The 22,893-nt window shown below is 74.7% G+C and carries 25 protein-coding genes; 20 read left to right on the forward strand and 5 right to left on the reverse strand.

The genetic code is table 11. The features are described 5' to 3' along the window. The first annotated feature begins 4 nt into the window (after positions 1 to 4). From ACFY0X_RS32160 to ACFY0X_RS32215, 12 genes are all read left to right on the forward strand, one after another. Complete coding sequence (locus tag ACFY0X_RS32160; RefSeq protein ID WP_387759876.1) at positions 5 to 211, forward strand: hypothetical protein; 207 nt, start codon at positions 5 to 7, stop codon at positions 209 to 211. A 20-nt stretch (positions 212 to 231) separates the two neighbouring features. Further along, complete coding sequence (locus ACFY0X_RS32165) at positions 232 to 444, forward strand: hypothetical protein (protein ID WP_387759878.1); 213 nt, start codon at positions 232 to 234, stop codon at positions 442 to 444. 191 nt (positions 445 to 635) lie between these two features. Continuing rightward, on the forward strand, positions 636 to 935 hold the full coding sequence (gene tatA / locus ACFY0X_RS32170; RefSeq protein WP_387759879.1) for a Sec-independent protein translocase subunit TatA: 300 nt from the start codon (positions 636 to 638) through the stop codon (positions 933 to 935). A gap of 112 nt (positions 936 to 1,047) precedes the next feature. After that, complete coding sequence (gene tatC / locus ACFY0X_RS32175; protein WP_387759880.1) at positions 1,048 to 1,992, forward strand: twin-arginine translocase subunit TatC; 945 nt, start codon at positions 1,048 to 1,050, stop codon at positions 1,990 to 1,992. A gap of 155 nt (positions 1,993 to 2,147) precedes the next feature. Then, on the forward strand, positions 2,148 to 3,308 hold the full coding sequence (locus ACFY0X_RS32180) for an NAD(P)/FAD-dependent oxidoreductase (protein WP_387759882.1): 1,161 nt from the start codon (positions 2,148 to 2,150) through the stop codon (positions 3,306 to 3,308). Between the two features lie 97 nt (positions 3,309 to 3,405). Continuing rightward, positions 3,406 to 3,723, forward strand: a complete 318-nt coding sequence (locus ACFY0X_RS32185; RefSeq protein ID WP_355250421.1) for a (2Fe-2S)-binding protein — start codon at positions 3,406 to 3,408, stop codon at positions 3,721 to 3,723. Further along, on the forward strand, positions 3,704 to 5,113 hold the full coding sequence (locus ACFY0X_RS32190; RefSeq protein ID WP_387759884.1) for an NAD(P)/FAD-dependent oxidoreductase: 1,410 nt from the start codon (positions 3,704 to 3,706) through the stop codon (positions 5,111 to 5,113). Before ACFY0X_RS32185 ends, ACFY0X_RS32190 begins: the two co-directional genes overlap by 20 nt. 130 nt (positions 5,114 to 5,243) lie before the next feature. Next, positions 5,244 to 6,107: a dihydrodipicolinate synthase family protein gene (locus tag ACFY0X_RS32195; RefSeq protein WP_387759926.1), complete on the forward strand. Its 864-nt coding sequence runs from the start codon at positions 5,244 to 5,246 to the stop codon at positions 6,105 to 6,107. Between the two features lie 120 nt (positions 6,108 to 6,227). Further along, positions 6,228 to 7,232 carry a proline racemase family protein gene (locus ACFY0X_RS32200; RefSeq protein ID WP_387759886.1) on the forward strand — a complete coding sequence of 335 codons (1,005 nt, stop codon included), beginning with the start codon at positions 6,228 to 6,230 and terminating at the stop codon, positions 7,230 to 7,232. A 37-nt stretch (positions 7,233 to 7,269) separates the two neighbouring features. Beyond that, positions 7,270 to 8,634, forward strand: a complete 1,365-nt coding sequence (locus ACFY0X_RS32205) for an aldehyde dehydrogenase family protein (protein ID WP_387759928.1) — start codon at positions 7,270 to 7,272, stop codon at positions 8,632 to 8,634. Further along, positions 8,634 to 9,662 carry a proline racemase family protein gene (locus tag ACFY0X_RS32210; RefSeq protein WP_387759888.1) on the forward strand — a complete coding sequence of 343 codons (1,029 nt, stop codon included), beginning with the start codon at positions 8,634 to 8,636 and terminating at the stop codon, positions 9,660 to 9,662. The genes ACFY0X_RS32205 and ACFY0X_RS32210 overlap by 1 nt, the downstream gene beginning before the upstream one ends. Positions 9,663 to 9,718: 56 nt before the next feature. Beyond that, positions 9,719 to 10,651, forward strand: coding sequence for an ornithine cyclodeaminase family protein (locus ACFY0X_RS32215; protein ID WP_387759889.1), 933 nt, complete (start codon positions 9,719 to 9,721; stop codon positions 10,649 to 10,651). Between the two features lie 4 nt (positions 10,652 to 10,655). Here ACFY0X_RS32215 and ACFY0X_RS32220 read toward each other — a convergent pair whose 3' ends face one another. After that, positions 10,656 to 10,985, reverse strand: coding sequence for a hypothetical protein (locus ACFY0X_RS32220; protein WP_387759890.1), 330 nt, complete (start codon positions 10,983 to 10,985; stop codon positions 10,656 to 10,658). A 145-nt stretch (positions 10,986 to 11,130) separates the two neighbouring features. After that, positions 11,131 to 11,688 (reverse strand): TetR/AcrR family transcriptional regulator, encoded by a 558-nt coding sequence (locus ACFY0X_RS32225; protein WP_387759930.1) that lies wholly within the window; start codon positions 11,686 to 11,688, stop codon positions 11,131 to 11,133. A gap of 227 nt (positions 11,689 to 11,915) precedes the next feature. Between ACFY0X_RS32225 and ACFY0X_RS32230 the strand changes: the two genes are divergently transcribed. Both ACFY0X_RS32230 and ACFY0X_RS32235 read left to right on the forward strand, forming a co-directional pair. Then, positions 11,916 to 12,797: an NAD(P)-dependent oxidoreductase gene (locus tag ACFY0X_RS32230; protein ID WP_387759892.1), complete on the forward strand. Its 882-nt coding sequence runs from the start codon at positions 11,916 to 11,918 to the stop codon at positions 12,795 to 12,797. A 181-nt stretch (positions 12,798 to 12,978) separates the two neighbouring features. Beyond that, positions 12,979 to 13,689, forward strand: coding sequence for a GntR family transcriptional regulator (locus ACFY0X_RS32235; protein ID WP_387759894.1), 711 nt, complete (start codon positions 12,979 to 12,981; stop codon positions 13,687 to 13,689). Positions 13,690 to 13,849: 160 nt separating this feature from the next. On the opposite strand, the gene ACFY0X_RS32240 is transcribed toward ACFY0X_RS32235, so the two are convergent. Beyond that, the gene (locus ACFY0X_RS32240) at positions 13,850 to 14,530 is read right to left on the reverse strand and encodes an ABC transporter ATP-binding protein (protein ID WP_387759896.1); all 681 of its coding nucleotides are present in this window, start codon (positions 14,528 to 14,530) and stop codon (positions 13,850 to 13,852) included. Next, positions 14,527 to 15,603, reverse strand: a complete 1,077-nt coding sequence (locus ACFY0X_RS32245) for an ABC transporter permease (RefSeq protein WP_387759898.1) — start codon at positions 15,601 to 15,603, stop codon at positions 14,527 to 14,529. The genes ACFY0X_RS32240 and ACFY0X_RS32245 overlap by 4 nt, the downstream gene beginning before the upstream one ends. Positions 15,604 to 15,767: 164 nt before the next feature. Here ACFY0X_RS32245 and ACFY0X_RS32250 point away from each other — a divergent pair, with 164 nt between their 5' ends. From ACFY0X_RS32250 to ACFY0X_RS32270, 5 genes are all read left to right on the forward strand, one after another. Further along, positions 15,768 to 16,973 (forward strand): sensor histidine kinase, encoded by a 1,206-nt coding sequence (locus ACFY0X_RS32250; protein WP_387759899.1) that lies wholly within the window; start codon positions 15,768 to 15,770, stop codon positions 16,971 to 16,973. Further along, positions 16,970 to 17,602, forward strand: coding sequence for a response regulator (locus ACFY0X_RS32255; protein WP_387759901.1), 633 nt, complete (start codon positions 16,970 to 16,972; stop codon positions 17,600 to 17,602). The genes ACFY0X_RS32250 and ACFY0X_RS32255 overlap by 4 nt, the downstream gene beginning before the upstream one ends. An 81-nt stretch (positions 17,603 to 17,683) precedes the next feature. Then, positions 17,684 to 18,706, forward strand: a complete 1,023-nt coding sequence (locus ACFY0X_RS32260) for a nitronate monooxygenase (protein ID WP_387759902.1) — start codon at positions 17,684 to 17,686, stop codon at positions 18,704 to 18,706. A 100-nt stretch (positions 18,707 to 18,806) separates the two neighbouring features. Beyond that, positions 18,807 to 19,178, forward strand: a complete 372-nt coding sequence (locus ACFY0X_RS32265) for a type II toxin-antitoxin system RelE/ParE family toxin (RefSeq protein WP_387759903.1) — start codon at positions 18,807 to 18,809, stop codon at positions 19,176 to 19,178. Between the two features lie 20 nt (positions 19,179 to 19,198). After that, positions 19,199 to 19,504 (forward strand): helix-turn-helix domain-containing protein, encoded by a 306-nt coding sequence (locus ACFY0X_RS32270; protein ID WP_387759905.1) that lies wholly within the window; start codon positions 19,199 to 19,201, stop codon positions 19,502 to 19,504. Between the two features lie 16 nt (positions 19,505 to 19,520). On the opposite strand, the gene ACFY0X_RS32275 is transcribed toward ACFY0X_RS32270, so the two are convergent. Then, positions 19,521 to 20,972, reverse strand: coding sequence for an aminopeptidase P family protein (locus tag ACFY0X_RS32275; protein WP_387759906.1), 1,452 nt, complete (start codon positions 20,970 to 20,972; stop codon positions 19,521 to 19,523). A 161-nt stretch (positions 20,973 to 21,133) separates the two neighbouring features. Here ACFY0X_RS32275 and ACFY0X_RS32280 point away from each other — a divergent pair, with 161 nt between their 5' ends. After that, positions 21,134 to 22,882, forward strand: coding sequence for an ABC transporter substrate-binding protein (locus tag ACFY0X_RS32280; protein WP_387759907.1), 1,749 nt, complete (start codon positions 21,134 to 21,136; stop codon positions 22,880 to 22,882). The last annotated feature ends 11 nt before the right edge of the window (positions 22,883 to 22,893 follow it).

Consider the following 22,893-nt stretch of genomic DNA (forward strand, 5'->3'; position numbering starts at 1 on the left):
CAAGGTGTACTGCTCCGACTGCCGGGAGAAGGTGGAGCTCCCGGCCGAGGACTTCCGCCTGACCCTCGGCCGCACCCCGGCCCAGGCGCACTACAGCTTCGCCTGCCCGCGCTGCGGGGCGGCGGTGCGCAAGCCGGCCGGGGAGAAGATCGTCGAGGCGCTCACCGAGGCGGGGGTCCGCACCATGCGGCTCGTCCCGGCCGAGGGGTAGTACGCGTATAGGGTGGGCGCATGTCCTGGATGCTCGTCGCCGCCGTCCTGCTCGCCACCGCGGGCCTGCTGGTCCTCGGGGTCCTCGCGATCCGGCTCTGGCTGGACGTGCGGGCGCTGGCCCAGGGCGTGGACCGGGCCTCGCGGGCGCTGGCCGCCGCGGCCGGGGACCTGGCGGACGCGGTGCCGGGTGCGGACGCCCCGGCGGCGGAGCGGACCGTCCCGGTCGCGTAGCACGGCCGGGCCCGTGGCGGTACGGGGACTGCTGCGAGCGGGCAGGGGCGGGTTACGCTCTCAGATGGCTCCTGAACCGCGAACCGGGGGCCGCTGTCCTGTTCGGGCGGCCGTCGTCGTGGCGTCATCCGCAGCGGTTACCATCCGCAGCGGACGGCCCGTCGGGCCGCCATGACTGAAGGTGGTCGCGCATGCGCATCTCGATGACCGCGATCGTGGTGATCGTGGTTCTCGCCATCGTGCTGTTCGGAGCCAAGCGGCTGCCGGACCTGGCGCGCTCGCTGGGCAAGTCGATGCGGATCCTGAAGAGCGAGGCCCGGGCGATGCGTTCGGACGACGGGTCGGAGCAGCCGGCCCGGCCCGCGCCGGCCCCGGTGGACGGCGCCGACGGCAGGACCGTCCAGGCCGCCCCGGGCGCGTCGGCCACGGCCCGTCCGGTGAGCGGGCCCGCCGCCGGGGCCTCCGCGCCCGACGGCGACCGCCCGCACTGAACGCGGCGCACGTGAGGCACCCGACGCGCGCCGCGCGCACCACCTGCGCGACGCGCGCGACCACGGAGGCCCGCCGACCGGCGGGTCCCGACGCACGAGTTGAGGACCGGGGTTGAGCAAGCTCTCCAAGGCGCCGAAGGCGTCAAAGGATCCTGAGGGGCGGATGGCCCTCGCCGACCACCTGCGGGAACTGCGCAACCGCGTGGTCAAGTCGGTCCTGGCGATCGTGTTGATCACCATCGTGGCGGCGGTCTACCACAAGCAGCTGGAGGACTTCCTCCTGAAGCCGCTGCCGAGGTGCGACACCATGGAGCTGGCCGAGCACTACAAGGGCAAGTGCGCCCAGGTCTCCAACATCGGTCTGACCGCCGGTTTCACCTGGATGCTCAAGGTCGCCCTGACGGCGGGCGTGGTCGGGACGGTGCCGATCTGGCTCTACCAGGTCTGGGCCTTCGTGGCGCCGGGTCTGCACAGGCACGAGAAGAAGTACACGGTGGTCTTCCTGCTCTGCGGGACGCCGCTGTTCCTGGCCGGTGTGGCCGTGGCCATCCTGGTGCTGCCGACCACGATCGACGTGCTGATCTCGTTCACCCCGAACAACACCACGCCGATCCTGCCGCCCGAGGACTACTTCGACATCGCGACCAGGATGGTGCTGGTCTTCGGCCTGGCCTTCGAGTTCCCGCTGCTGCTGGTGATGCTGAACCTCATCGGCGTGGTCACCGGCAAGCGGCTGCTGGGCTGGTGGCGCGGCATGGTCATGGGCATCACGATCTTCGCGGCCTTCGCGACGCCGAGCGCCGACCCGCTGAGCATGCTGGCCCTGGCCGCGCCGATCTGGGCGCTGTACTTCATCGCGGTGGGGATCGCGCTCTTCTTCGACAGGCGCAAGGCCCGCCGCAACCCGGACGCCGGGCTGGACGACGAGGAGGCCTCGCACCTGGACCTCTCGGTGCAGCCGGTGGCCGGTGCGGAGTCCGTCCAGGCCTCGGCGGCCCCGGCGGCCGGCGCGGTGGTGCCGGCGTCCCGCCGCGAGGAGATGGACGACATCACCTGAGCCGGCAGGGCCCCGGCCCGAGCCGGTGGGCCCTGAGGGAGCCCCGGTCCGTCGCTCCGTCGAGCGGTGGGCCGGGGCTTCGTGCTGGTCGGGGGTGGCCCGGGTTTCGGCGGGGCGGTCTTGGCAGGTTGCATGGCATGTGACATATTACTGGCGTGCTGAAGACCGAGAGACCTCCCCTGGACGTCGTCGTGGTCGGCGCCGGTGTGGTCGGCGCCGCCTGCGCCTACTACGCCGCCCGCGCCGGCCTCGCCGTCGCCGTCGTGGACCGCGGCCCGGTGGCCGGCGGCACCACCGGCGCGGGCGAGGGCAACCTGCTGGTCTCCGACAAGGAGCCCGGCCCCGAACTCGACCTCGCCCTGCTCAGCACCCGGCTCTGGCGCGAACTCGCCGAGCTGCTCGGCCCGGCGATCGAGTACGAGCCCAAGGGCGGCGTGGTGGTCGCCTCCACCGCCGGCGGCCAGGACGCGCTGCGGGCCTTCGCCGCCGGGCAGCGGGCCGTCGGGGTGGAGGCCGAGGAGGTGCCCGGCGAGCGGCTGCGCGAGCTGGAGCCGCACCTGGCCGAGGGCCTGGCCGGCGGCTTCCACTACCCGCAGGACGCCCAGGTCCAGCCCGCCCTCGCCGCCGCCCACCTGCTGCGCGAGGCCCGCCGCAGGGGCGCCGAGCTGATCACCGGGGAGAGCGTCACCGCCGTCGACCGGGGCCCGGACGGCGCCGTGCGCGGCGTACGGACCGACCGGCGGACGCTGCCCGCCGCCGCCGTGGTGAACGCGGCCGGCACCTGGGGCGGCGAGATCGCCGCGCTGGCCGGGGTCCACCTGCCGGTGCTGCCCCGGCGCGGGTTCGTGCTGGTCACCGAGCCGCTGCCGCGGGTCGTGCGGCACAAGGTCTACGCCGCCGACTACGTGGCGAACGTGGCCAGCGGCTCGGCCGGGCTGGAGACCTCCGCCGTGATCGAGGGCACCCCGGGCGGGCCGGTGCTGATCGGCGCCAGCCGGGAGCGGGTCGGCTTCGACCGCACGCTCTCCCAGCAGGTGCTGAGCCGGCTCGCCGCCCAGGCCGCCCAGCTGTTCCCGGTGCTCGCCGGCGTCACCGTGATGCGCGCCTACCGGGGCTTCCGCCCGTACCTGCCGGACCACCTGCCGGCCATCGGGGCGGACGCCCGGGTACCCGGGCTGTACCACGCCTGCGGGCACGAGGGGGCCGGCATCGGGCTGGCTCCGGCGACCGGGCTGCTGATCAGCGAGCAGCTCACCGGCAAGCGGCCGGAGCTGGACCTCGCGCCGTTCCGGGCGGACCGGTTCCCCTCGACGTAGCAGCCCGGCCGGGTGACGGCCCGGCCGCCCGGGTCCGCGTTCCGCGCGCGACCCCTTCCCGACTGTCCACCGTGATCCGAGATTGGAGAAGCCGCCGATGCGCCGCCGCACCCCCGCCGGGCTGGTCGAGGCCGAACCCGGGCCCGCCCACCACATCGAGTTCGACGGGCGGCCCGTCCCCGCGCTGCCCGGCCAGTCGATCGCCGCCGCGCTGTGGGCCGACGGCGTGCTCGCCTGGCGCACCACCCGGGTCGGTGGCCGGCCGCGCGGGGCGTTCTGCGGGATCGGCGCCTGCTTCGACTGCCTGGCCACCGTGGACGGCCGCCCCAACCAGCGCACCTGCCTGCTCCCCGCCGAGCCCGGCACCACCGTCACCACCCAGGAGGGCCACGGCCGTGCCGACCTCGCCGTCTGACTCCCCGCCGTTCGACCTCGTGGTGGTCGGCGCCGGCCCCGCCGGGCTGGCCGCCGCCGTCACCGCCGCCGACCTCGGGCTGCGCTGCGCCCTGCTGGACGGCGGGCAGAGCACCGGCGGGCAGTACTACCGCCACCCGGCGCCCGGCCTCGGCGCGGCCCGGCCGGACCGGCTGCACCACCGCTGGTCCGCCTACACCGGGTTGGCCGACCGGCTCGCCGCGCACGAGCGCGCCGGGCGGGCCGACTTCCGGGCCGGGCACCAGGTCTGGGCGCTGGAACGCACCGGGGACGGCTTCGCGGTGCACGTCACCCGTGGGCCGGAGAGCACCGACCGGGCCACCGTCCGGTCCCGGTCGGTGCTGCTCGCCACCGGCGCGTACGAGCGGCAGCTGCCGTTCCCCGGCTGGACCCTGCCCGGGGTGGTCACCGCGGGCGGCGCCCAGGCCATGCTCAAGGCCGGGCTGGTGCTGCCCGGGAAGCGGATCGTGGTGGCCGGCAGCGGCCCGCTGCTGCTCGCGGCGGCCTCCTCGCTGGTCACCGCCGGGGCCGAGGTGCCCGCCGTGGTCGAGGCCACCGCCTACCTCGGGTACGCGCGGCGCCCCGGCGTGCTGGCGGGCGTGCCCGGCAAGCTGGTCGAGGGCGCCGGGCACGGCGGTGCGCTGCTGCGGCACCGGGTGCGGCCGCGCCCGCGCAGCGCGGTGGTCGAGGCGCACGGGACGGACCGGGTCACCGGCGTCACGGTGGCCCGGCTGGACGCCGACTGGCGTCCGGTGCCCGGCACCGGACGGCGGATCGACTGCGACGCGCTCGCCGTCGGCCACGGCCTGCTGCCGCAGATCGACCTGGCCACCGAGCTGGGCGCGCGGACCCGCACCGGGCCGGACGGCGCGGTGGCCCTGGAGGTCGACGCCCGGCTGCGCACCAGCGTGCCCGGCCTGTGGTCGGCGGGGGAGACCAACGGCGTCGGCGGCGCGGACCTCGCGCTCGCCGAGGGCGAGCTGGCCGCGCACGCGGTGGCCGGGGAGCCGCCCGCGGCCGCGCTGCTGCGCCGCCGGGCGCGGTTGCGGGCCTTCGCGGAGCTGATGGCCGCCGCCCACCGGCCGGGCGCCGGCTGGACCGGCTGGCTGCGCCCGGACACCGACGTCTGCCGGTGCGAGGAGGTGCCGGTCGCGGCGATCCGGGAGGCCGTCGAGGAGCTGGGCGCGGGCGATCCGCGCACCGTCAAGCTGCTCACCCGGGCCGGAATGGGCTGGTGCCAGGGCCGGATGTGCGGTCCGGCCGTGGCCTGCCTGGCCGGCCCGGGTGAGCCCGGACCGGACCGGCGGCCGCTGGGCTGCCCGGTGCCGCTCTCCCAGCTGGCGGCGGGGCCCGGCCCGGAGGCGCCGTAGCGGCCCGTCGTCGGACGGCGGGCCGGGGACCTTGTCTCCGGCCCGTCCCCTCTAGTAAAATGTCACACCTCATCAAGGAGCTCATGTGTCCATCACCCAGCACGACACCGACCGTCCCTGGCGCGGCATCATGGTCGCCACCACGCTGCCGCTGCGCCCGGACCACTCCGTCGACTACGACGCCTACGCCGAGCACGTCCGCTGGCTGATCGACTCCGGCTGCGAGGGCGTCGTCCCCAACGGCTCGCTCGGCGAGTACCAGACGCTCACCGCCGAGGAGCGCGCCAAGGTCGTCGAGGTCGCCGTCGAGGCGGCCGGCGACGGCTCCCGGGTGATGCCCGGCGTGGCCGCCTACGGCAGCGCCGAGTCCCGCCGCTGGGCCGAGCAGGCCGCCGAGGCCGGCGCCGGCTCCGTCCTGTTGCTGCCGCCGAACGCCTACCGGGCCGACCACGCCTCGGTGCGCGCCCACTACGCCGAGGTCGCCAAGGCCGGGCTGCCGATCGTGGCGTACAACAACCCGATCGACACCAAGGTCGACCTCGTCCCCGCGCTGCTCGCCCAGCTGCACGCCGACGGCTCGATCGTCGCCGTCAAGGAGTTCAGCGGCGACGTCCGCCGGGCGTACGAGATCGCCGAGCTGGCCCCCGGCCTCGACCTGCTGATCGGCGCCGACGACGTGCTGCTGGAGCTGGCGCTCGCCGGCGCGGTCGGCTGGATCGCCGGCTACCCGAACGCCCTGCCGGCCGCCTCGGTGGCGCTCTACGACGCCGCCGTCTCCAAGGACCTGGAGAACGCGCTGCCGCTCTACAAGTCGCTGCACTCGCTGCTGCGCTGGGACTCCAAGACCGAGTTCGTCCAGGCCATCAAGCTCTCCATGGACATCGCCGGGCGCCCCGGCGGGCCGGTGCGCGCCCCGCGCCGGCCGCTCGACCCGGAGGTCGAGGCGGCCGTCCGCGCGGCCACCGAGAAGGCGCTGGCCGACGGGCTGGTCTGAGCCCCGTCCGACGTCCGTCCGAGGTCCGACGTCCGTCCGATCCCGGGCCTCCGGGCCGGCTGCGGCGGCAGCCGGCCCGGCCCGCACCAACCATTCGAATTCGCACGGGAGTTGTGAGTCATGCGCAGCCGTCACGTGTTCCACGCCGTCGACTCGCACACCGAGGGCATGCCGACCCGGGTGATCACCGGCGGCTTCGGCGTCATCCCCGGCGCCACCATGGCCGAGCGGCGGGTGCACTTCCAGCAGCACCTGGACCACTTCCGCACCCTGCTGATGTACGAGCCGCGCGGCCACGCGGCGATGAGCGGCGCCGTCCTCCAGCCGCCGACCCGGCCGGACGCGGACTTCGGCGTGCTCTACATCGAGGTCTCCGGACTGCTGCCGATGTGCGGACACGGCACCATCGGGGTCGCCACCGTCCTGGTCGAGACCGGGATGGTCCCGGTGGTCGAGCCGGTCACCACCGTGCGGCTGGACACCCCGGCCGGACTGGTGGTCGCCGAGGTGCGGGTCGAGGACGGCGCCGCCAAGGCGGTGACCATCCGCAACGTGCCCTCGTACTCCGTCGCCCTGGACCGCAAGATCGAGGTGCCCGGCTACGGCACGGTCACCTACGACCTCGCGTACGGCGGCAACTTCTACGCCGTCCTGCCGCTCGCCGAGTTCGGGCTGCCCTTCGAGCGCGAGCGCAAGCAGGAGATCCTGGACGCCGGCCTGGCGATGATGGACGCGATCAACGCGGGCCCGGACCGGCCGGTGCACCCGGAGAACCCGTCCATCCACAGCTGCCACCACGTCCAGCTGCTCGCCCCCGGCTCCACCGCCGAGCACTCCCGGCACGCGATGGCCATCCACCCCGGCTGGTTCGACCGCTCGCCCTGCGGCACCGGTACCTCGGCGCGGATGGCCCAGCTGCACGCGCGCGGCGAACTGCCGCTCGGGCGGGACTTCCGCAACGACTCCTTCATCGGGACCACCTTCACCGGGCGGCTGGTCGAGGAGACCGAGGTGGCCGGGCGGCCCGCCGTGGTGCCCACCGTCACCGGGCGGGCCTGGGTCACCGGCACCGCCCAGTACTTCCTCGACCCGAGCGACCCGTTCCCGGCGGGCTTCCTGCTCTGACCCCCTCCCACCTGCTCCCCGTACCTCCTCCGAAGGGCTGCCGGCCGTGACCATCACCTCGTACAACCCCGCCGACCCGGACGACCTCGTGGTCGCCGTCGAGGAGCCCGGCGCCGAGGCCGTGCGGGCCGCCGTCGGGCGGGCCCGGGCGGCGCAGGGCGACTGGCTCGCCGCCGGGGCGGGCGCCCGGTCGGCGGCGCTCGGCCGGATCGCGGACGCCGTGGAGGCGCACGCCCACGAGCTGGCCGCGCTGATCGTGCGCGAGGTCGGCAAGCCGTCGGCCGAGGCGCTCGGCGAGGTCGCCCGCACCGCGGCGATCTGGCGCTACTACGCCCAGGCGCCGTACGCGCCCTCCGGCGCGGTGCACGAGACCGCCGCCGGGCCCGGGCTGCTGCTCACCCGTCGCCGCCCGTACGGGGTGGCCGGGCTGATCACGCCGTGGAACTTCCCGCTGGCGATCCCGACCTGGAAGGCCGCGCCGGCCCTGGCCGTCGGCAACGCGGTGGTGCTCAAGCCGGCGCCCGAGGCGACGGCCTGCGCGCTGCGGCTGGCCGAGCTGGCCGGGCTGCCCGAGGACGTGTTCACCGTGCTGCCCGGCGCGGCGGCGGAGGGCGCGGCGCTGGTGGAGTCCGCGGACGTGGTCTCCTTCACCGGCTCGACCGGCGTCGGCCGGGCCGTGGTGCGGGCCGCGACCGAGCGCGGGGTGCCGGTGCAGGCCGAACTCGGCGGGCTGAACGCCGCGCTGGTGCTGCCGGACGCCGACATCGCGCAGGCCGCCGGGCACATCGCCGCGGCCGTCGCCGGGTACGCCGGGCAGAAGTGCACCGCCACCAGCCGGGTGATCGCGGTCGGCGCCGCGTACGAGCCGCTGCGCGAGGCGCTGGTCAAGGCGCTGGGCGCGGTCGACGACGCGGTCTGCGGGCCGGTGATCAACGCCGCCGCCCGCGAGCGGCTGACCGGCGCCGTCACCTCGGCCGTCGAGGCCGGGGCCACCGTGCTGACCGGCGGCCGGGTGCCCGAGCGGGCCGGCTGGTACGTCGAGCCGACTCTGCTCGCCGACGTGCCGGCCGAACACCCGCTGGCGCGCGAGGAGTTCTTCGGCCCGATCGCGGTGCTGCACGCCGCCGCCGACCTGGACGAGGCGGTCGCGCTCGCCAACGACACCCCGCACAGCCTCTCCACCTCGGTGCACACCGGCAGCCTGGACGTGGCGCTGGCCGCCGCCGACCGGCTGGACGCGGGCATGATCCGGATCAACGCCCCGTCCAGCGGCGTCGACTTCCACCTGCCCTTCGGCGGGGCCAAGGGCGCGAGCCACGGCGACCGCGAACAGGGCCAGGCCGCCCTGGACTTCTACACCGTCAGCCGGACCGTCAGCGTGCTGCCGGGAGGTGGCGCCTGATGTTCGTCCGCACCGTCGACTACCACACGGCCGGCGAGCCGTTCCGGATCGTGCTGGACGGCGTGCCGCCGATCCCCGGCGACACCGTCGCCGAGCGCCGGGCCATCGCGCTCGGCGCGGGCGGCAGCGCGACCGCGCCCCGGCCCAGCGCGCTGGACGAGGTCCGGCAGCTGCTCAGCCGGGAGCCGCGCGGCCACGCCGGGATGTACGGCGGCTTCCTGGTGCCGCCGGACGACGACGAGGCGCACCTGGGCGTGCTCTTCTGGCACAAGGACGGCTACTCCACCGCCTGCGGCCACGGCACCATCGCGCTCGGCGCCTGGGCGGTGGAGTCCGGACTCGTGGCGGCCCCCGCGGACGGCGTGGCGCGGGTGCGGATCGACGTGCCGTCCGGCCGGGTCACCGCCCTGGTGCACCGGAGCGGCGGACGGACCACCGGGGTGACCTTCCGCAACGTGCCCAGCCGGGTGACCGCGCTGAAGCTCCCGGTGGAGACCTCGCGCGGCACCGTGGAGGTCGCCGTGGCGCACTCCGGCGCCTGCTACGCCTCGGTGCCGGCCGCCGCCCTGGGGCTCGCCGTGGAACCGGCTCAGCTGCCCGCACTCACTGCCGTGGGCCGGGAGATCAGAGCGGCGCTGGCCGGGTCGGCGGCGGTCGCGCACCCGACGGACGCCCGGCTGTCGGGCGTGTACGGGGTCGTGCTGTACGACGAACTCCCCTCCGAGGACGGGGTGTTGAACCAGCGGAACGTCACCGTCTTCGCCGACGGCCAGATCGACCGCTCGCCCTGCGGCTCCGGCACCTCCGCCCGGCTCGCGGTGCTCGCCGCCGAGGGCCGGCTGGCCCCGGGTGAGCCGCTGCGCCACGAGTCGGTCATCGGGACGGTGTTCACCGGCCGCTTCCTCGCGGGCGGCGACCCGCAGGGCGCGGGCGTGGTCACCGAGGTCGGCGGGACGGCCTTCCGCACCGGCGAGCACGGCTTCGTCCTGGAGCCGGGCGACGAGCTGGGAACGGGGTTCCTGCTGTGAGCCCGTCCGTCGGGGAGCCGGCCGCCACGAGCCCGTCCGCCGGGGAGCCGGCCGCCATGAGCCCGCCCGCACCGCCCGGTACGGAGGTTGTGCCGCTCCAGTACACCGTGCCGGGCACCGGCGGGCTCGGGCCCGCCGGTGCGGTGGGGGCGATCGAGCGGGTGCTGCTGGACGGGTTCGACCCGGAGGCGGCACCCGCCCGATCGGCCGTACCGGTGCCCGCCGGCGAACTGCTGATGATGCCGGCCGCCGCCGGGCCGTTCGCGGGCGTGAAGATCGCCGGGGTCGCGCCCGCCAACCCGGAGCGGGGGCTGCCCCGGATCACCGGCAGCTACCTGCTGCTGGACGGGCCCACCCTGCAGCCGCTCGCCGTGCTGGACGGCGCCGCGCTCACCGCGCTGCGCACGCCCGCCGTCACCGCGGCCGCGCTGCGGCGGCTGGCGGTGCCGGAAGCCGAGCACCTGGTGCTGTTCGGCTCCGGGCCGCAGGCGTACGGGCACCTGGACGCGCTGCTCGCCGTCCGGCCGCTGCGCCGGCTCACCGTGGTGGCGCGCAACGCCGAACGGGCGGAGGCACTGGCGGCGTACGCGCGCAAGCTCGGGCTGACGGCCGAGGTCGGCGGGCCGCGGGCGGTCCGCGACGCGGACCTGGTGGTCTGCTGCACCACCGCGCGCACGCCGCTGTTCGACGGCGGGCTGGTGCCCGCGCACGCGGCGGTGGCGGCGGTCGGCTCGCACGAGCCGGACGCGCGGGAGGTGGACGGGCTGCTGGTGGAGCGGGCCGAGCTGTACGTGGAGGCCCGCGCGGTCGTGGACCGGGAGGCCGGGGACCTGGTGATGGCGGGCGTGGCCGGGCGGCAGCTGTGGAACCTCGCGGAGCTGGTGCGCGGCGACGCGCTGGTGCCGGACGGGCGGCCGCGGTTCTTCAAGAGCGTCGGAATGGCCTGGGAGGACCTGGCCGTCGCGGCGGAGGCGTACCGGCGGCAGTAGCCGTTCAGTCACCCTGCAGGACGAGCCAACTGCCCGGGATGGCGGCGCAGTTGGCGAGCAGGTTGCGAAGCTCGCGGACGGCCGCCCGCTGCGCCTCGGTGGTGCAGCGGGCGAGCAGGGCGGTGGCCTCCTCGAAGGCCGCGCCGGCGTCCTGCTCGTTGAACAGGGTGTCGCGGTACGGGTCGATCCGGCCCAGCCGGTGGCGGGCCGGATCGGTGTGCCGGGCCAGGGCGTCGTCGAGGGCCTCGCCCGGACTGGAGAGGTGCAGCATCCTGGGGGCGGTCCGGTGGCCGCTGTTCGGGCGGCCGTCGTACAGCGCGATATCGATCGACAAGTCCGTTACTCCTGGCCGAGGTCGGGAGTTGTGAGACCGGAGCCGGCGCAGCGGGAAGGGATCCCCCGCTGCGCCGGCTCCTCACGTTCTCCGACGGTGATGGCGGTGGCGGCGGTGGCGGCGGCGGGGGTTCGGCGCCGGGGTGTCAGGGCCGACCGTCGAGGTAGGAGCCGAGCAGCCGCGCCAGGTGCTTGCCGGCGACCAGCAGCGGCTCCTCGCTGCGGGCGACCTGGGCGGCGAGCTCGGCGCCCTCCAGGGTGCTGATCACGGTGCCGGCCAGCTCGCGGGCGTCCTCCTCGCCGATGCCCGCGGCGCTCAGCCGTTCCGCCACGACGGCCTGCCAGTTGGCGAAGGCCTCGGTCACCGCCTCCTCGATCACCGGCACCCGGCCGACCGTCTCCAGCGCGGTGCTGGTGATCGGGCAGCCGTCCTGCCAGTCGGACGCGCGCAGTTCCTCGGCGAGCAGCCGGGTGCAGGCGGTCATCGCCTCGCCCAGGTCCGGCGAGGAGTCGAACCCGGCGCGCAGCAGGACGGCGAACTCCTCGTCCCCGTGCCGGATCGCCTCGGCGGCCAACTCCTGCTTGCCGCCCGGGAAGAAGTGGTAGACCGAGCCGAGGGTGGCCTCGGCCTCGCGGGAGATCTGCTTGATCCCGGTGCCCTCGTACCCCTGGCGCTGCAGCAGCCGCGAGGTGGCCCGGACGATCCGCTCGCGGGTGCCGGGCTTCGCCTCGGCCTGCGCGGTCGTCTTCGCGCGTGCCTTCGCGACGGCCGTCGCGGCTGTCTTCGAGGCCGTCTTCGCGGCGACTCTCTCGGGCGTCTTCACGTCGCGATCCTAGCCGAGATTCTGAGTAGAGCGTTCGTTCCAGTCCTGTGCTAGCGTCGGCTCCGGCGCTCTGAATAGAGCGTTCGTTCCAGAGGAGGGGAAGACGCATGTCCGTGGAGCAGCAGTCGAAGCGATCCGTGACGGTGATCGGGCTCGGCCCGATGGGGCACGCCATGGCCGGGGCGTTCCTGGACGCCGGGTACGCCGTCACGGTGTGGAACCGCACGGCCGGGCGGGCCGACGAGCTCGTCGCCCGGGGTGCGCGGGAGGCGTCCGGCGCGCAGGCGGCGGTGGCCGCCAACGAGCTGGTGGTGCTCAGCCTCACCGACTACGACGCGGTGTTCAAGGTGCTGGAGTCGGTCGAGCCGGTGCTCGGCGGGAAGGTGATCGCCAACCTCAGCTCGGACACCCCCGGGCGGGCCCGGGAGGCCGCCCGCTGGCTGGCCGAGCGCGGTGCCGGACACCTGACCGGCGGGGTGCAGGTGCCGCCGTCGGGCATCGGCAGCCCGGAGTCGTCCACCTTCTACAGCGGCCCGGTCGAGCTGTTCCAGCGGCACCGGGCCGCCCTGGAGGTGCTCACCGGGGCCGACTACCGGGGCGACGACCCCGGGCTGGCGCAGCTGTACTACCAGATCCAGATGGACCTGTTCTGGTCCTCGATGGTCGGCTACCTGCACGCCATGTCGATCGCCGAGGCCAACGGCATCCCGGCCGAGGAGTTCCTGCCGTACGCCCTCCCGACCGCCTCGCTGGTGCCGCGGCTGATGGAGTTCTACGCGCCGCGGATCACCGCCGGGGACCACCGCGGGGACGTCGACCGGCTGGCCATGGCGCTGGCGAGCATCGAGCACGTCCAGCACACCGCGGAGGCCTCCGGGGTGGACGGCGCGCTGCCGGCCGTCCTGGCGGAGGCGGTCCGCCGGGGCGTGGCGGCCGGCGACGGTGCGGCCAGCCTGACCACGCTGGTGGGCCGGTTCCGCCGGGCGTAGCCCTCCGTGCGGACCCGAAGGTCGTGTGCCGTCGGCCGTTGTCACGGCCGACGGCCACTGCCACCATGGCTTTCGGCGCCACGAGAGCCTGCCGTGGCGGGTGTTCGAATCATGGGCGGTTGCGTACGCAACGTAACGTGACATTGTACGCTGGTGTTCTGCACCCACCCGGAGGAACACCATGGCCGACCTCAAATCCCGCACCCTGATCTCCGTACAGGAGCGGCTTCGCGACCAGGTCGCCCACGCGCTCCGGGCGGCCCTGATCTCCGGCGAACTGCGCCCCGGCGTCGTCTACTCCGCACCCGCGCTCGCCGCCGACTTCGGCGTCTCCGCGACCCCGGTCCGCGAGGCCATGCTCGACCTCGCCCGCGAGGGCCTGGTCGAGGCCGTCCGCAACAAGGGGTTCCGGGTCACCGAGCTGACCGACCGCGACCTCGACGACTACACCGAGATCCGCGCCCTGATCGAGGTCCCGACCGTCGGCCGGGTCGCGCGCACCGCCACCAGGGAGCAGCTGGAGCGGCTGCGCCCGCAGGCCGAGGCGATCGTCGCGGCGGCCCGCAAGCACGACCTGATCGGCTACCTGGAGGCCGACCGCCAGTTCCACCTGGACCTGCTGGGGCTGGCCGGCAACGCCCGGCTGGTCGAGGTGGTCGGCGACCTGCGCAAGCGCTCCCGGCTGTACGGCCTCAACCGGCTCGACGAGCGCGGCGAGCTGGTCTCCTCGGCGGAGGAGCACCTGGAGCTGCTGGACCTGCTGCTGGCCGGCGACGCGGCCGGGGCCGAGGCCTGCATGACCCGCCACCTCAGCCACGTCCGCTCCCTGTGGGCCGGCGAGGACAAGCCCGCCGAGCAGGAGCCCTCCGCCCTGCGCCTGCGGTCCCGGTAGGGGCCGAACCGCCCGTCCGGGTGAAGTACTGGGCGATGGTCGGCGTCAGAGAATCGCGCGCAGAGGAATCACTGCGTGCGGAACAACGCGCTCGACATGGCCGAGCACCTCTTCGAGACCTTTCCCGGGCAGGCTTTCGGCGGCGGAGCTCCTTGCCTGGCTAGACCGCCGCGGGCAGGGTGAGCCTCCCGTCGTGGACCTCGGCGACCTGGTCGACGGCCGTCAGGTGGGTGCGGTCGTGGGTGACCAGCACGGTGGCGGTGGCCCGGCGGTGGGTGAGGTCGGTGATCAGGTCGAGGACGGCGGCGCCGCGTTCGTGGTCGAGGGCGCTGGTCGGTTCGTCGACCAGCAGGACGGTGGGGTCGTTCATCAGGGCGCGGGCGATGTTGACCCGCTGGCGCTGGCCGCCGGAGAGCTGGTGCGGGCGGCGGGCGGCCTGGTCGCGCAGGCCGACGGCGTCCAGCAGTTCCAGGGCGCGGGGGAGCGCTCCGCGCGGGGCCCGGCCGTCGAGGTGGGCCATCACCTGCAGCTGCTCCACGGCGGTGAGCGAGGGCAGCAGGTTGGGCTGCTGGAAGACGATGCCGATCCTGGTGCGGCGCAGCGCGGTGAGCTCCGCCCGGTCGAGGCCCGTGGTGTCGGTGCCGTCGATGACGACCTGCCCGGAGTCCGGGGCGATCAGGGTGGCGGCCACCGCCAGCAGGCTGGACTTGCCGGAGCCGGAAGGGCCGACGACGGCGGTGAGCGAGCCCTCGGGGACGGTCAGCGAGACCTCGTCCAGCGCGGTGAGCCGGCCGTCGCCGTCCGGGTAGGTCAGCGTGATGCGGTCGAGGATCAGAGTCATCGGGCACTCCCCAGGGCGGTCAGCGGGTCGACGGAGGTGATCCGGCGGATGGACAGGGCCGCGCCGATCGCGCCGAGGGCGATCATGACGGCCGCGGGCAGCAGGAGGGTCGGGGCGTCCAGCACGAACGGGACGGCGGAGCCGATCAGCGAGCCGGCACCGAGGGCGATCGCGGTGCCGACGACCGTGCCGCCGACCAGCAGCAGGACGGCCTGGCCGAGGGCGTCGCGCAGCAGGTAGCGGGTGGAGGCGCCGAGGGCCTTGAGGACGGCGATGTCGCCGCTGCGCTGGATCGTCCACACGGTGAAGAACGCGCCGATCACCAGGGCCGAGATGGCGAACAGGAAGCCGCGCATCAGCTGGAGGGAGCCGTTCTCCGAGGTGTAGGAGCCGATCGCGGTGAGGGCGTCGTCGCGGGTGCGGGTCTCGGTGCCGTGGCGGGCGTCGGCGCCGGCCAGGTCGGCGCCGCCGGCCGTGCGGAGGGCGATGACGGTGGCGTGGCCGGCGCCGCCGGGGGCGGCCTGCTGCCAGTCGGCGAGGCTGGTCCAGATCACCGGGGTGTGGCTGTACGCGGCGTCGCCCTCGACGGCGGCGACCCGCAGCGGGTGCCCGGCCAGGGTGAGGCCGGCACCGGGGGCGAGGCCGCCCAGGTTCTCGGCGGCGGTCCTGGACAGCACGGCCTGGCCGGGGGCGATCCGGACGCCCTGCGGGGCGAGCCCGGAGCCCTCCGGGACGCCGAAGGCGGAGAGCGCGGCGGTGCGCCGGCCGGCGGCGGCCTTGGTGGTGGTGATGCCGAGCGGCTCGGCGGAGGTGACGCCGGGCTCGCGGGCCCAGGCCTGCCACTGCTCGGGGGTGACCTGGGAGTCGGTGAAGGAGAGCTTCTGGCCGTCGGCGGGTCTCCCGAAGACCAGGTGGTCGGCGGGCAGGCCGGTGATCGCGGAGATGTTCTGCCGGCCGAGTCCGGCGGTCAGCCCGGACAGCAGGCCGACCAGGACGGTGATCAGCACGATGACGGTTCCCATCAGGGCGAACCGCCCCTTGGCGAACCTCAGGTCCCTCCAGGCGACGAACAAGGTGAGCCTTCCTCTGCACAGGTGTTCTCGACTCTTCCACCGTCCCGGGCCAGGGGGCCCGGAGGCATCGCGCCGGGGATTGCATCCTGGGCATCAAAGGGCAGAAGCGGAGTTCAACCTTTTGATTGATGCCGGGCTCCGAGTGCGGAACCTAGGCTGGACGGATGGCGACCGAACGATCCAGGACCACCCCCGTCGCCCGCGTCCTCCAGGTCTGCCTGCACCTGCTCGTGGCGGGCCTGCTGGCGCTCGCCGTCGCCCGGGCCGTCCTCGTCGACCGGGGCGGCGATCCGGCCGCCGTCGCCGCCGCGGCCACCGCGATGGCCGCCGTCTACACCGTCGGACCGCAGCTGGCCGCCGTGCGCCGCTCGCGCCGGGCGGCCGCGCTCTGGCTGGCGCTGCTCGGCGTCACCTGGGCGGGCGTGCTGATCGCCACCCAGGACGGGGTCTGGCTGGCGTTCCCGCTGTACTTCCTGGAGCTGCACCTGCTGGGGCGGCGCGGCGGGCTGGTCGCCGTCGGGCTGACCGCCGCCGCGGCGATCGCCGCGTGGTCCTGGCACCAGCGGAGCTTCGGCTTCGCCGCCTCGATCGGGCCCGCGCTCGGCGCGGCCGTCGCCACCGCCACCGTGCTCGGCTACCAGGCGCTGTACCGGGAGAGCGAGGAGCGCCGCCGGCTGATCGACGAGCTGACCGCCGCTCGCGCCGACCTCGCCGCCGCGCACCACGCGGCCGGCGTGCTGGCCGAGCGCGAGCGGCTCGCCCGGGAGATCCACGACACCCTCGCGCAGGGCCTCAGCTCCGTCCAGCTGCTGCTGCGGGCGGCCCAGCGGGCCCTGCCGGAGCGCACCGAGACCGCCGCCGGGTACGTCGAGCAGGCGCGGCAGGCCGCCCAGGACAACCTGGACGAGGCGCGGCGGTTCGTCCGGGCGCTCACCCCGCCCGCGCTGGACGGCGACCCGCTGCCGGTCGCGCTGGAGCGGCTCTGCGCCACCACGGCGGCGCACGGCGCGCTGCCCGTCCACCTGCACGTCTCCGGTGACCCGGTCCGGCTGCCGGCCGCGCAGGAGGTCGCGCTGCTGCGGATCGCGCAGTCGGCGCTCGGCAACACCGTGCGGCACGCGGGGGCCACCCGGGCCGAGGTGACACTCAGCTACATGGAGGGTGAGGTGGCACTGGACGTGTACGACGACGGGGCCGGGTTCGATCCGGCGGCGGCCGCCGGCCGCGCCGGCGGGGACGGCGGGTTCGGACTGCCGTCGATGCGGGCCCGGGCACGGGCGCTCGGCGGCGGTTTCACGGTGGAGTCGGCGCCCGGGCAGGGGACGACGGTGGCGGTGCAGCTGCCGGTCGCCCCGGAGGCCGGCCCGTGATCCGGCTGCTCATCGCGGACGACCACCCGGTGGTGCGGGCCGGGCTGCGGGCGGTGCTGGAGTGCGAGCCGGACTTCGCCATCGTGGCGGAGGCGGCCACCGCCGAGCGGGCCGTCGAGCTGGCCGCCGAGGCGGGCGTCGACGTGGTGCTGATGGACCTCCAGTTCGGGCCGGGGTCGGCGATGAACGGGGCGCAGGCCACCGCGGCGATCACCGCCCGGGCGGGCGCGCCGCGGGTGCTGGTGGTCACCACGTACGACACCGACGCGGACACCCTGCCGGCCCTGGAGGCGGGCGCCACCGGCTACCTGCTGAAGGACGCGCCGCCGGAGGAGCTGGCCCAGGCGGTACGGGCGGCCGCGGCCGGGCGCAGCGCGCTGGCGCCCAGCGTGGCGGACCGGCTGCTGGAGCGGATGCGGACGCCGGCGGCGGCGCTCAGCGCCCGGGAGACCGAGGTGCTGGGGCTGGTCGCGGACGGGCTGACCAACCAGCAGGTCAGCCAGCGGCTGCACCTGAGCCAGGCCACGGTGAAGTCCCACCTGGTGCACATCTACACCAAGCTGGGGGTGGACTCGCGCACGGCGGCGGTGCGGGAGGCGCGGCGGCGGGGGCTGATCCGCCGAGCGTAGGGTGGGCAGCGGGCCGTACCCGCGGCAGCGGTCCGGACCCGCAGCAGTGTTCCGTGCCCGCGGCAGTGTGAGGAGCGCCCGATGACCGTCCGGCTCGACCGGCTCGCCGTACCCGTGATCGCCGCCCCGATGGCGGGCGGCCCCTCGACGCCCGAGCTGGTGGCGGCGGTGAACCGGGCCGGCGGGCTGGGGTTCCTGGCGGCCGGGATGAGGACCGCCGCCGGGATGGCCGAGCAGATCGCCGCGGTACGGGGGTCGACCGACCGGCCGTACGGGGTGAACCTCTTCGTGCCCGGCCCGCCCGGGGACGCGGCGGCCGTCGCGGCGTACCGGGAGCGGCTGCGGCCCGAGGCCGACCAGTGGGGCGTGACGCTGCCGGAGGAGATCGGGCCGGACCGGGACGACTGGGACGCCAAGCTCGCCGCGCTGCTCGCGGACCCGGTGCCGGTGGTCTCGTACACCTTCGGGCTGCCGACGGCCGAGGAGGCGGCGGCGGTGCGGGCGGCCGGCAGCACCCAGGTCGGCACCGTCACCACGCCGGAAGAGGCGCGGGCGGCGGAGGCCGTCGGGATGGACGCGCTGTGCGTGCAGGGCCCGGAGGCGGGCGGCCACCGGGGCACCCACCGGGTGGCGGACCGGCCGGGGGAGCTGCCGCTGCTCGAACTGCTGGGCGCCGTGCGGGAGGTGACGGCGCTGCCGCTGGTCGCCGCGGGCGGGCTCGGCGACGGCGCGGCCGTCGCGGCGGCGCTGCGGGCGGGGGCGGTGGCGGTGCAGCTGGGCACGGCGCTGCTGCGGTCGGACGAGTCCGGCGCCTCGGCCGCCCACCGGGCGGCGCTCGTCGAGCTCCCGGAGACGGCCGTCACCCGCGCCTTCACCGGCCGCCCGGCCCGCGGCCTGCGCAACGCCTTCATCGACCGCCACGGCCCGTACGCCCCGCCCGCCTATCCCGAGGTCCACCACCTCACCACCCCCCTGCGCACCGCCGCCGCCCGCCGCGGCGACACGTCCGCCATGCACCTGTGGGCCGGCACCGCCCACAAGCTCGCCCGCACGGGCCCGGCGGAGGCCATCGTCGCCGACCTCTGGCACGCGGCGCGGGGGTAGTGCGCCGGGGGCGCGCTGGGCGGTGGGTGTTGTCCCTCGCAGGAGTGGATTGAGCGGGGAAGCGCGCGGTAACGTATAAGAGACAACTTAACGTAGCCGTATGTGGGAGATCACGCTTCTGGCGCCGGTTGAGGAGTGGTACTTGCAGGTCTGCGAGGACGACCCCAAAACGGCGGAGAACATTCTTGAGGCGCTGGACTTGTTGGCTGACGAGGGTCCGACCCTGGGGCGGCCTGCGGTGGATCGGATCCACCGCAGCCGCTTGCACAACCTCAAAGAACTGAGGCCGGGTTCGTCGGGCGCCAGTGAGGTGCGCATGCTATTCGTCTTCGACCAGGAACGGGAGGCCATCATCCTGGTGGCCGGTGACAAATCCGGTCGTTGGTCCGAGTGGTACGACGAGTCGATCCCGTTGGCTGAGATGCGCTACGCAGATTACGTCGAGGAGCAACGGAACGGAGCACGCCGATGAAGGGGCGTAGGTGGACCGAGGTGCGAGCCGAGGTCGTGAAGCGGTTTCCCGAGCTGGTGACGCCGGAGGCGGAGACGAGGCGAGCGCTGGTTCGCCAGGAGATGCTTGCTCAGATCCGTGGCTACGAGCTGGCCGAGATGCGGAAGACGGCTGGGCTGACCCAGAAGGAGGTCGCCGCGCTGATGGGCGTGAGCCAGGCGCGGGTGTCGCAGATCGAGCACGGGCAGGTCGACAGCCTGGACAACCTGCGGGCGTATTCCGCGGCGATCGGCGGCGAGGTCGAGGTGACGGTCCGGCGGGGCGAGCGGACGATCAAGGTGGCCTGATCGTCCGCTCGCTGCCTCAGCTCAGCAGGTCGGCCATCCAGGACTCGACGGCCCCGGCCTCGCGGGGGAGGGCGCCGGACATCAGGTGGGCGCCGTCGGGGGTGATGACGAGGTCGTCCTCGATGCGGATGCCGAGGCCGCGGAGTTCGGCGGGGAGGGTCTCGTCGTCGGGCTGGAGGTAGAGGCCGGGTTCGACGGTGAGGACCATGCCCTCCTCCAGGGTGCCGTCGAGGTAGCGGTCGGCGCGGGCCTTGGCGCAGTCGTGGTAGTCGAGGCCGAGCATGTGGCCGCTGCCGCAGAGGGTGTAGCGGCGGTAGAGGCCGTTGTCCTCGGCGAGGGCCTCCTCGGCGGAGACGGGCAGGACGCCCCAGTCGGCGAGGCCCTCGGCGATGACCCGCATGGCGGCGCGGTGGAAGTCGCGGAACCGGGCCCCCGGGCGCAGGGCGGCGATGCCGGCGCTCTGGGCGGCGAGGACGAGGTCGTAGGCCTGGCGCTGGACCGGGCTGAAGGTGCCGCTGAGCGGGAGGGTGCGGGTGATGTCGGCGGCGTAGAGGGTGTCGGTCTCGACGCCGGCGTCCAGCAGCAGCAGGGAGCCGGGGTCCAGGGCGCCGTCGTTGCGGATCCAGTGCAGCACGCAGGCGTGGGCGCCGGAGGCGGCGATCGTGGTGTAGCTGGTGCCGTTGCCCTCGGCGCGGGCGCGCAGGTCGAAGACGCCCTCGATCCAGCGCTCGCCGCGGTGGTGGCGCAGCGCGGTGGGCAGGGCGCGGACGACGTCCTCGAAGCCGGTGACGGTGTGGTCGACGGCCAGTTGCAGCTGTCCGATCTCCCACTGGTCCTTGACCAGGCGCAACTCGGAGAGCACGGCGGCCAGTTCGCCGTCCCGGTGGTCCCCGGTGGGCCGTCCGGTGGCCTCGTCGACCACCGGGTCGGTGCCGGCCAGCACCCGGGTGGGCGGCTGTGGGCCGGTGAGCAGCTTGCCGAGGTCGTCGAGGTGTTCGGAGCGCACCCCGGTGAGCCGGGCGGCCTCGGCGAGGTCGGGCCGGGCGCCGACCCAGAACTCGCCGTAGCGGCGGTCGCGGTAGAACTCGCCGCCGTCGCGCGGGGAGCGCGGGCGCAGGTAGAGGACCGGCTCGTGGCCGTCGGGCCCGGCCGGTTCGAGGACCAGGACGTGGTCGGCCTGGTCCTCGCCGGTGAGGCCGGTGAGCCAGACGTACGCGCTGTGCGGGCGGAAGCGGTGGTCGAGGTCGTTGCAGCGGACCTTGAGGCGCCCGGCGGGGACGACCAGCCGCTCGCCGGGGAAGGCGGCGGAGAGCCGGGCGCGGCGGCCGGGGAAGCGGTCGTGGCCGGGCACGCGCCGGTCCGCGGGCAGGGGGGTGGCGGCCCACTGGGTGGCCATGTGGGAGGCGAGGGCGGGGGAGACCGGGAGGTCGTGGCTCCCGGTGTTGAGGCCGGTCGGGGGCAGGGTCACCGGTGAACTCCTAGGCGGGGCTGGGGAGATGCGGGGCACGGACACAGCTCGGTAACGGGTGGCGTCACCTCTTGTGCAGTGCAATTTCACATTACTATGTTACGGGTCACACAGCGCAGCGGCCAGGTCGGACGATCAGGCCCCCCACAGCGGAGTTGCACATGACCAGGCGCACCCACGCCGCCCTCGCGGCGGCCCTCGCGGCGACAATCACTCTCGGCCTCGGGGCCTGCTCGAACGACAAGAGCGACAGCGGCAGCGGCGCCGCCCCCTCCGACAGCAGGGGCCCGGGCGCGGCGGCCGGCTCGGTCGTCGGCGGCACCCCGGCCAAGGGCGGCACCCTCACCGTCCTGACCAACCAGGACTTCGCGCACCTGGACCCGGCCCGCAACTGGGTGGTGCCGCACATGGACTTCGGCACCCGGCTGATCTACCGGACCCTGACCACCTTCAAGTCCGAGCCGGGCGCGGCCGGCAGCGAGATCGTCCCGGACCTCGCCACCGACCTGGGCAAGTCCTCCGAGGGCGGCAAGGTGTGGACCTTCACCCTCAAGGAGGGCCTGAAGTACGAGGACGGCACGCCGATCCGGTCCGCCGACATCAAGTACAACGTCGAGCGGTCCTTCTCCCCGGACCTCACCGGCGGCCCCGACTACGCGATCCAGTACATGGAGGGCGGCGAGAACTACAAGGGCCCGCTGAACGGCGAGCACCTGGCGAGCATCGAGACCCCGGACGACCGCACCATCGTCTTCCACCTGAAGCGCCCGGTCGCCGAGTTCTCGGACACCGTCACCCTGCCGACGTTCTCCCCGGTGCCGCAGTCCCAGGAGAGGGGCACCCAGTACGACGCCCGGCCGTTCTCCTCCGGCCCGTACAAGATCGAGAGCTACGACCGCGGCAAGCAGCTGGTGCTGGTCCGCAACACCAACTGGGACCAGTCCACCGACACCGTCCGCAAGGCCTACCCGGACCGGGTCGTGGTCACCCAGGGCATCAAGGGAGGCCAGGCCGACGACCGGATCATCGCCAGCGACGGCGCCGACGCCAACGCCATCAACATGCCCTGGATGCAGCACGAGACCGTCGCCAAGGTGCTGCCCAAGGCGGATGTCAGGGCCCGCATGGTCGCCGAGCAGACCGGCTGCACCGACATGCTCTACCTGAACACCGCCAAGGCCCCCTTCGACGACCCGAAGGTGCGCGAGGCGATGATGTGGGCGGTCGACCGCGAGGCCCAGGTGACCGCCTTCGGCGGGCCCGCGGTGACCGACGCGGCGACCTCCTTCCTGCCGCCGTCGCTGACCGGCGGCGCCAAGTCCGACCCGCTGAAGATCCCGGTGGCCGGCGACCCGGAGAAGGCCAAGTCGCTGCTCAAGGACGCGGGCAGGACCGACCTCAAGGTCTCGCTCACCGTCTCGACCGGCGACAAGACCCGCGCCGAGGCGATCCAGCAGTCGCTGTCCAAGGCCGGCGTCCAGGTCACCGTGAACACCGTCGACGCGTCCGCCTTCGCCGACACCGTCGGCGACATCAAGAACGCCCCCGAGCTGACCCTCAGCGGCTGGTGCCCCGACTACCCCTCCGGTGCGACCTTCCTGCCGTTCCTCTTCGACGGCCGCACCATCAAGGAGAAGGGCAACCAGGGCAACTACAGCCAGTTCAAGGACCAGGCCACGATGGACCGGATGGACCAGATCGCGGCCATGACGGACGTCAACGAGGCCAACAAGGCCTGGAAGCAACTGGACGAGGAGCTGATGAGGAAGGCCCCGGCCGTTCCGCTGCTCTGGCAGCGCCGCCCGCTGCTGGTCGGCACCAACGTGGCCGGCGCGTTCGGCAACTCGGGCTACGCCGGCATGATCGACCTGGCCACGGTCGGCCTCAAGGACCCCGCCAAGGGCAAGTGAGGGACCGGCAG

The organism is Kitasatospora sp. NPDC001547 (assembly GCF_042894165.1).
Taxonomy (GTDB): domain Bacteria; phylum Actinomycetota; class Actinomycetes; order Streptomycetales; family Streptomycetaceae; genus Kitasatospora.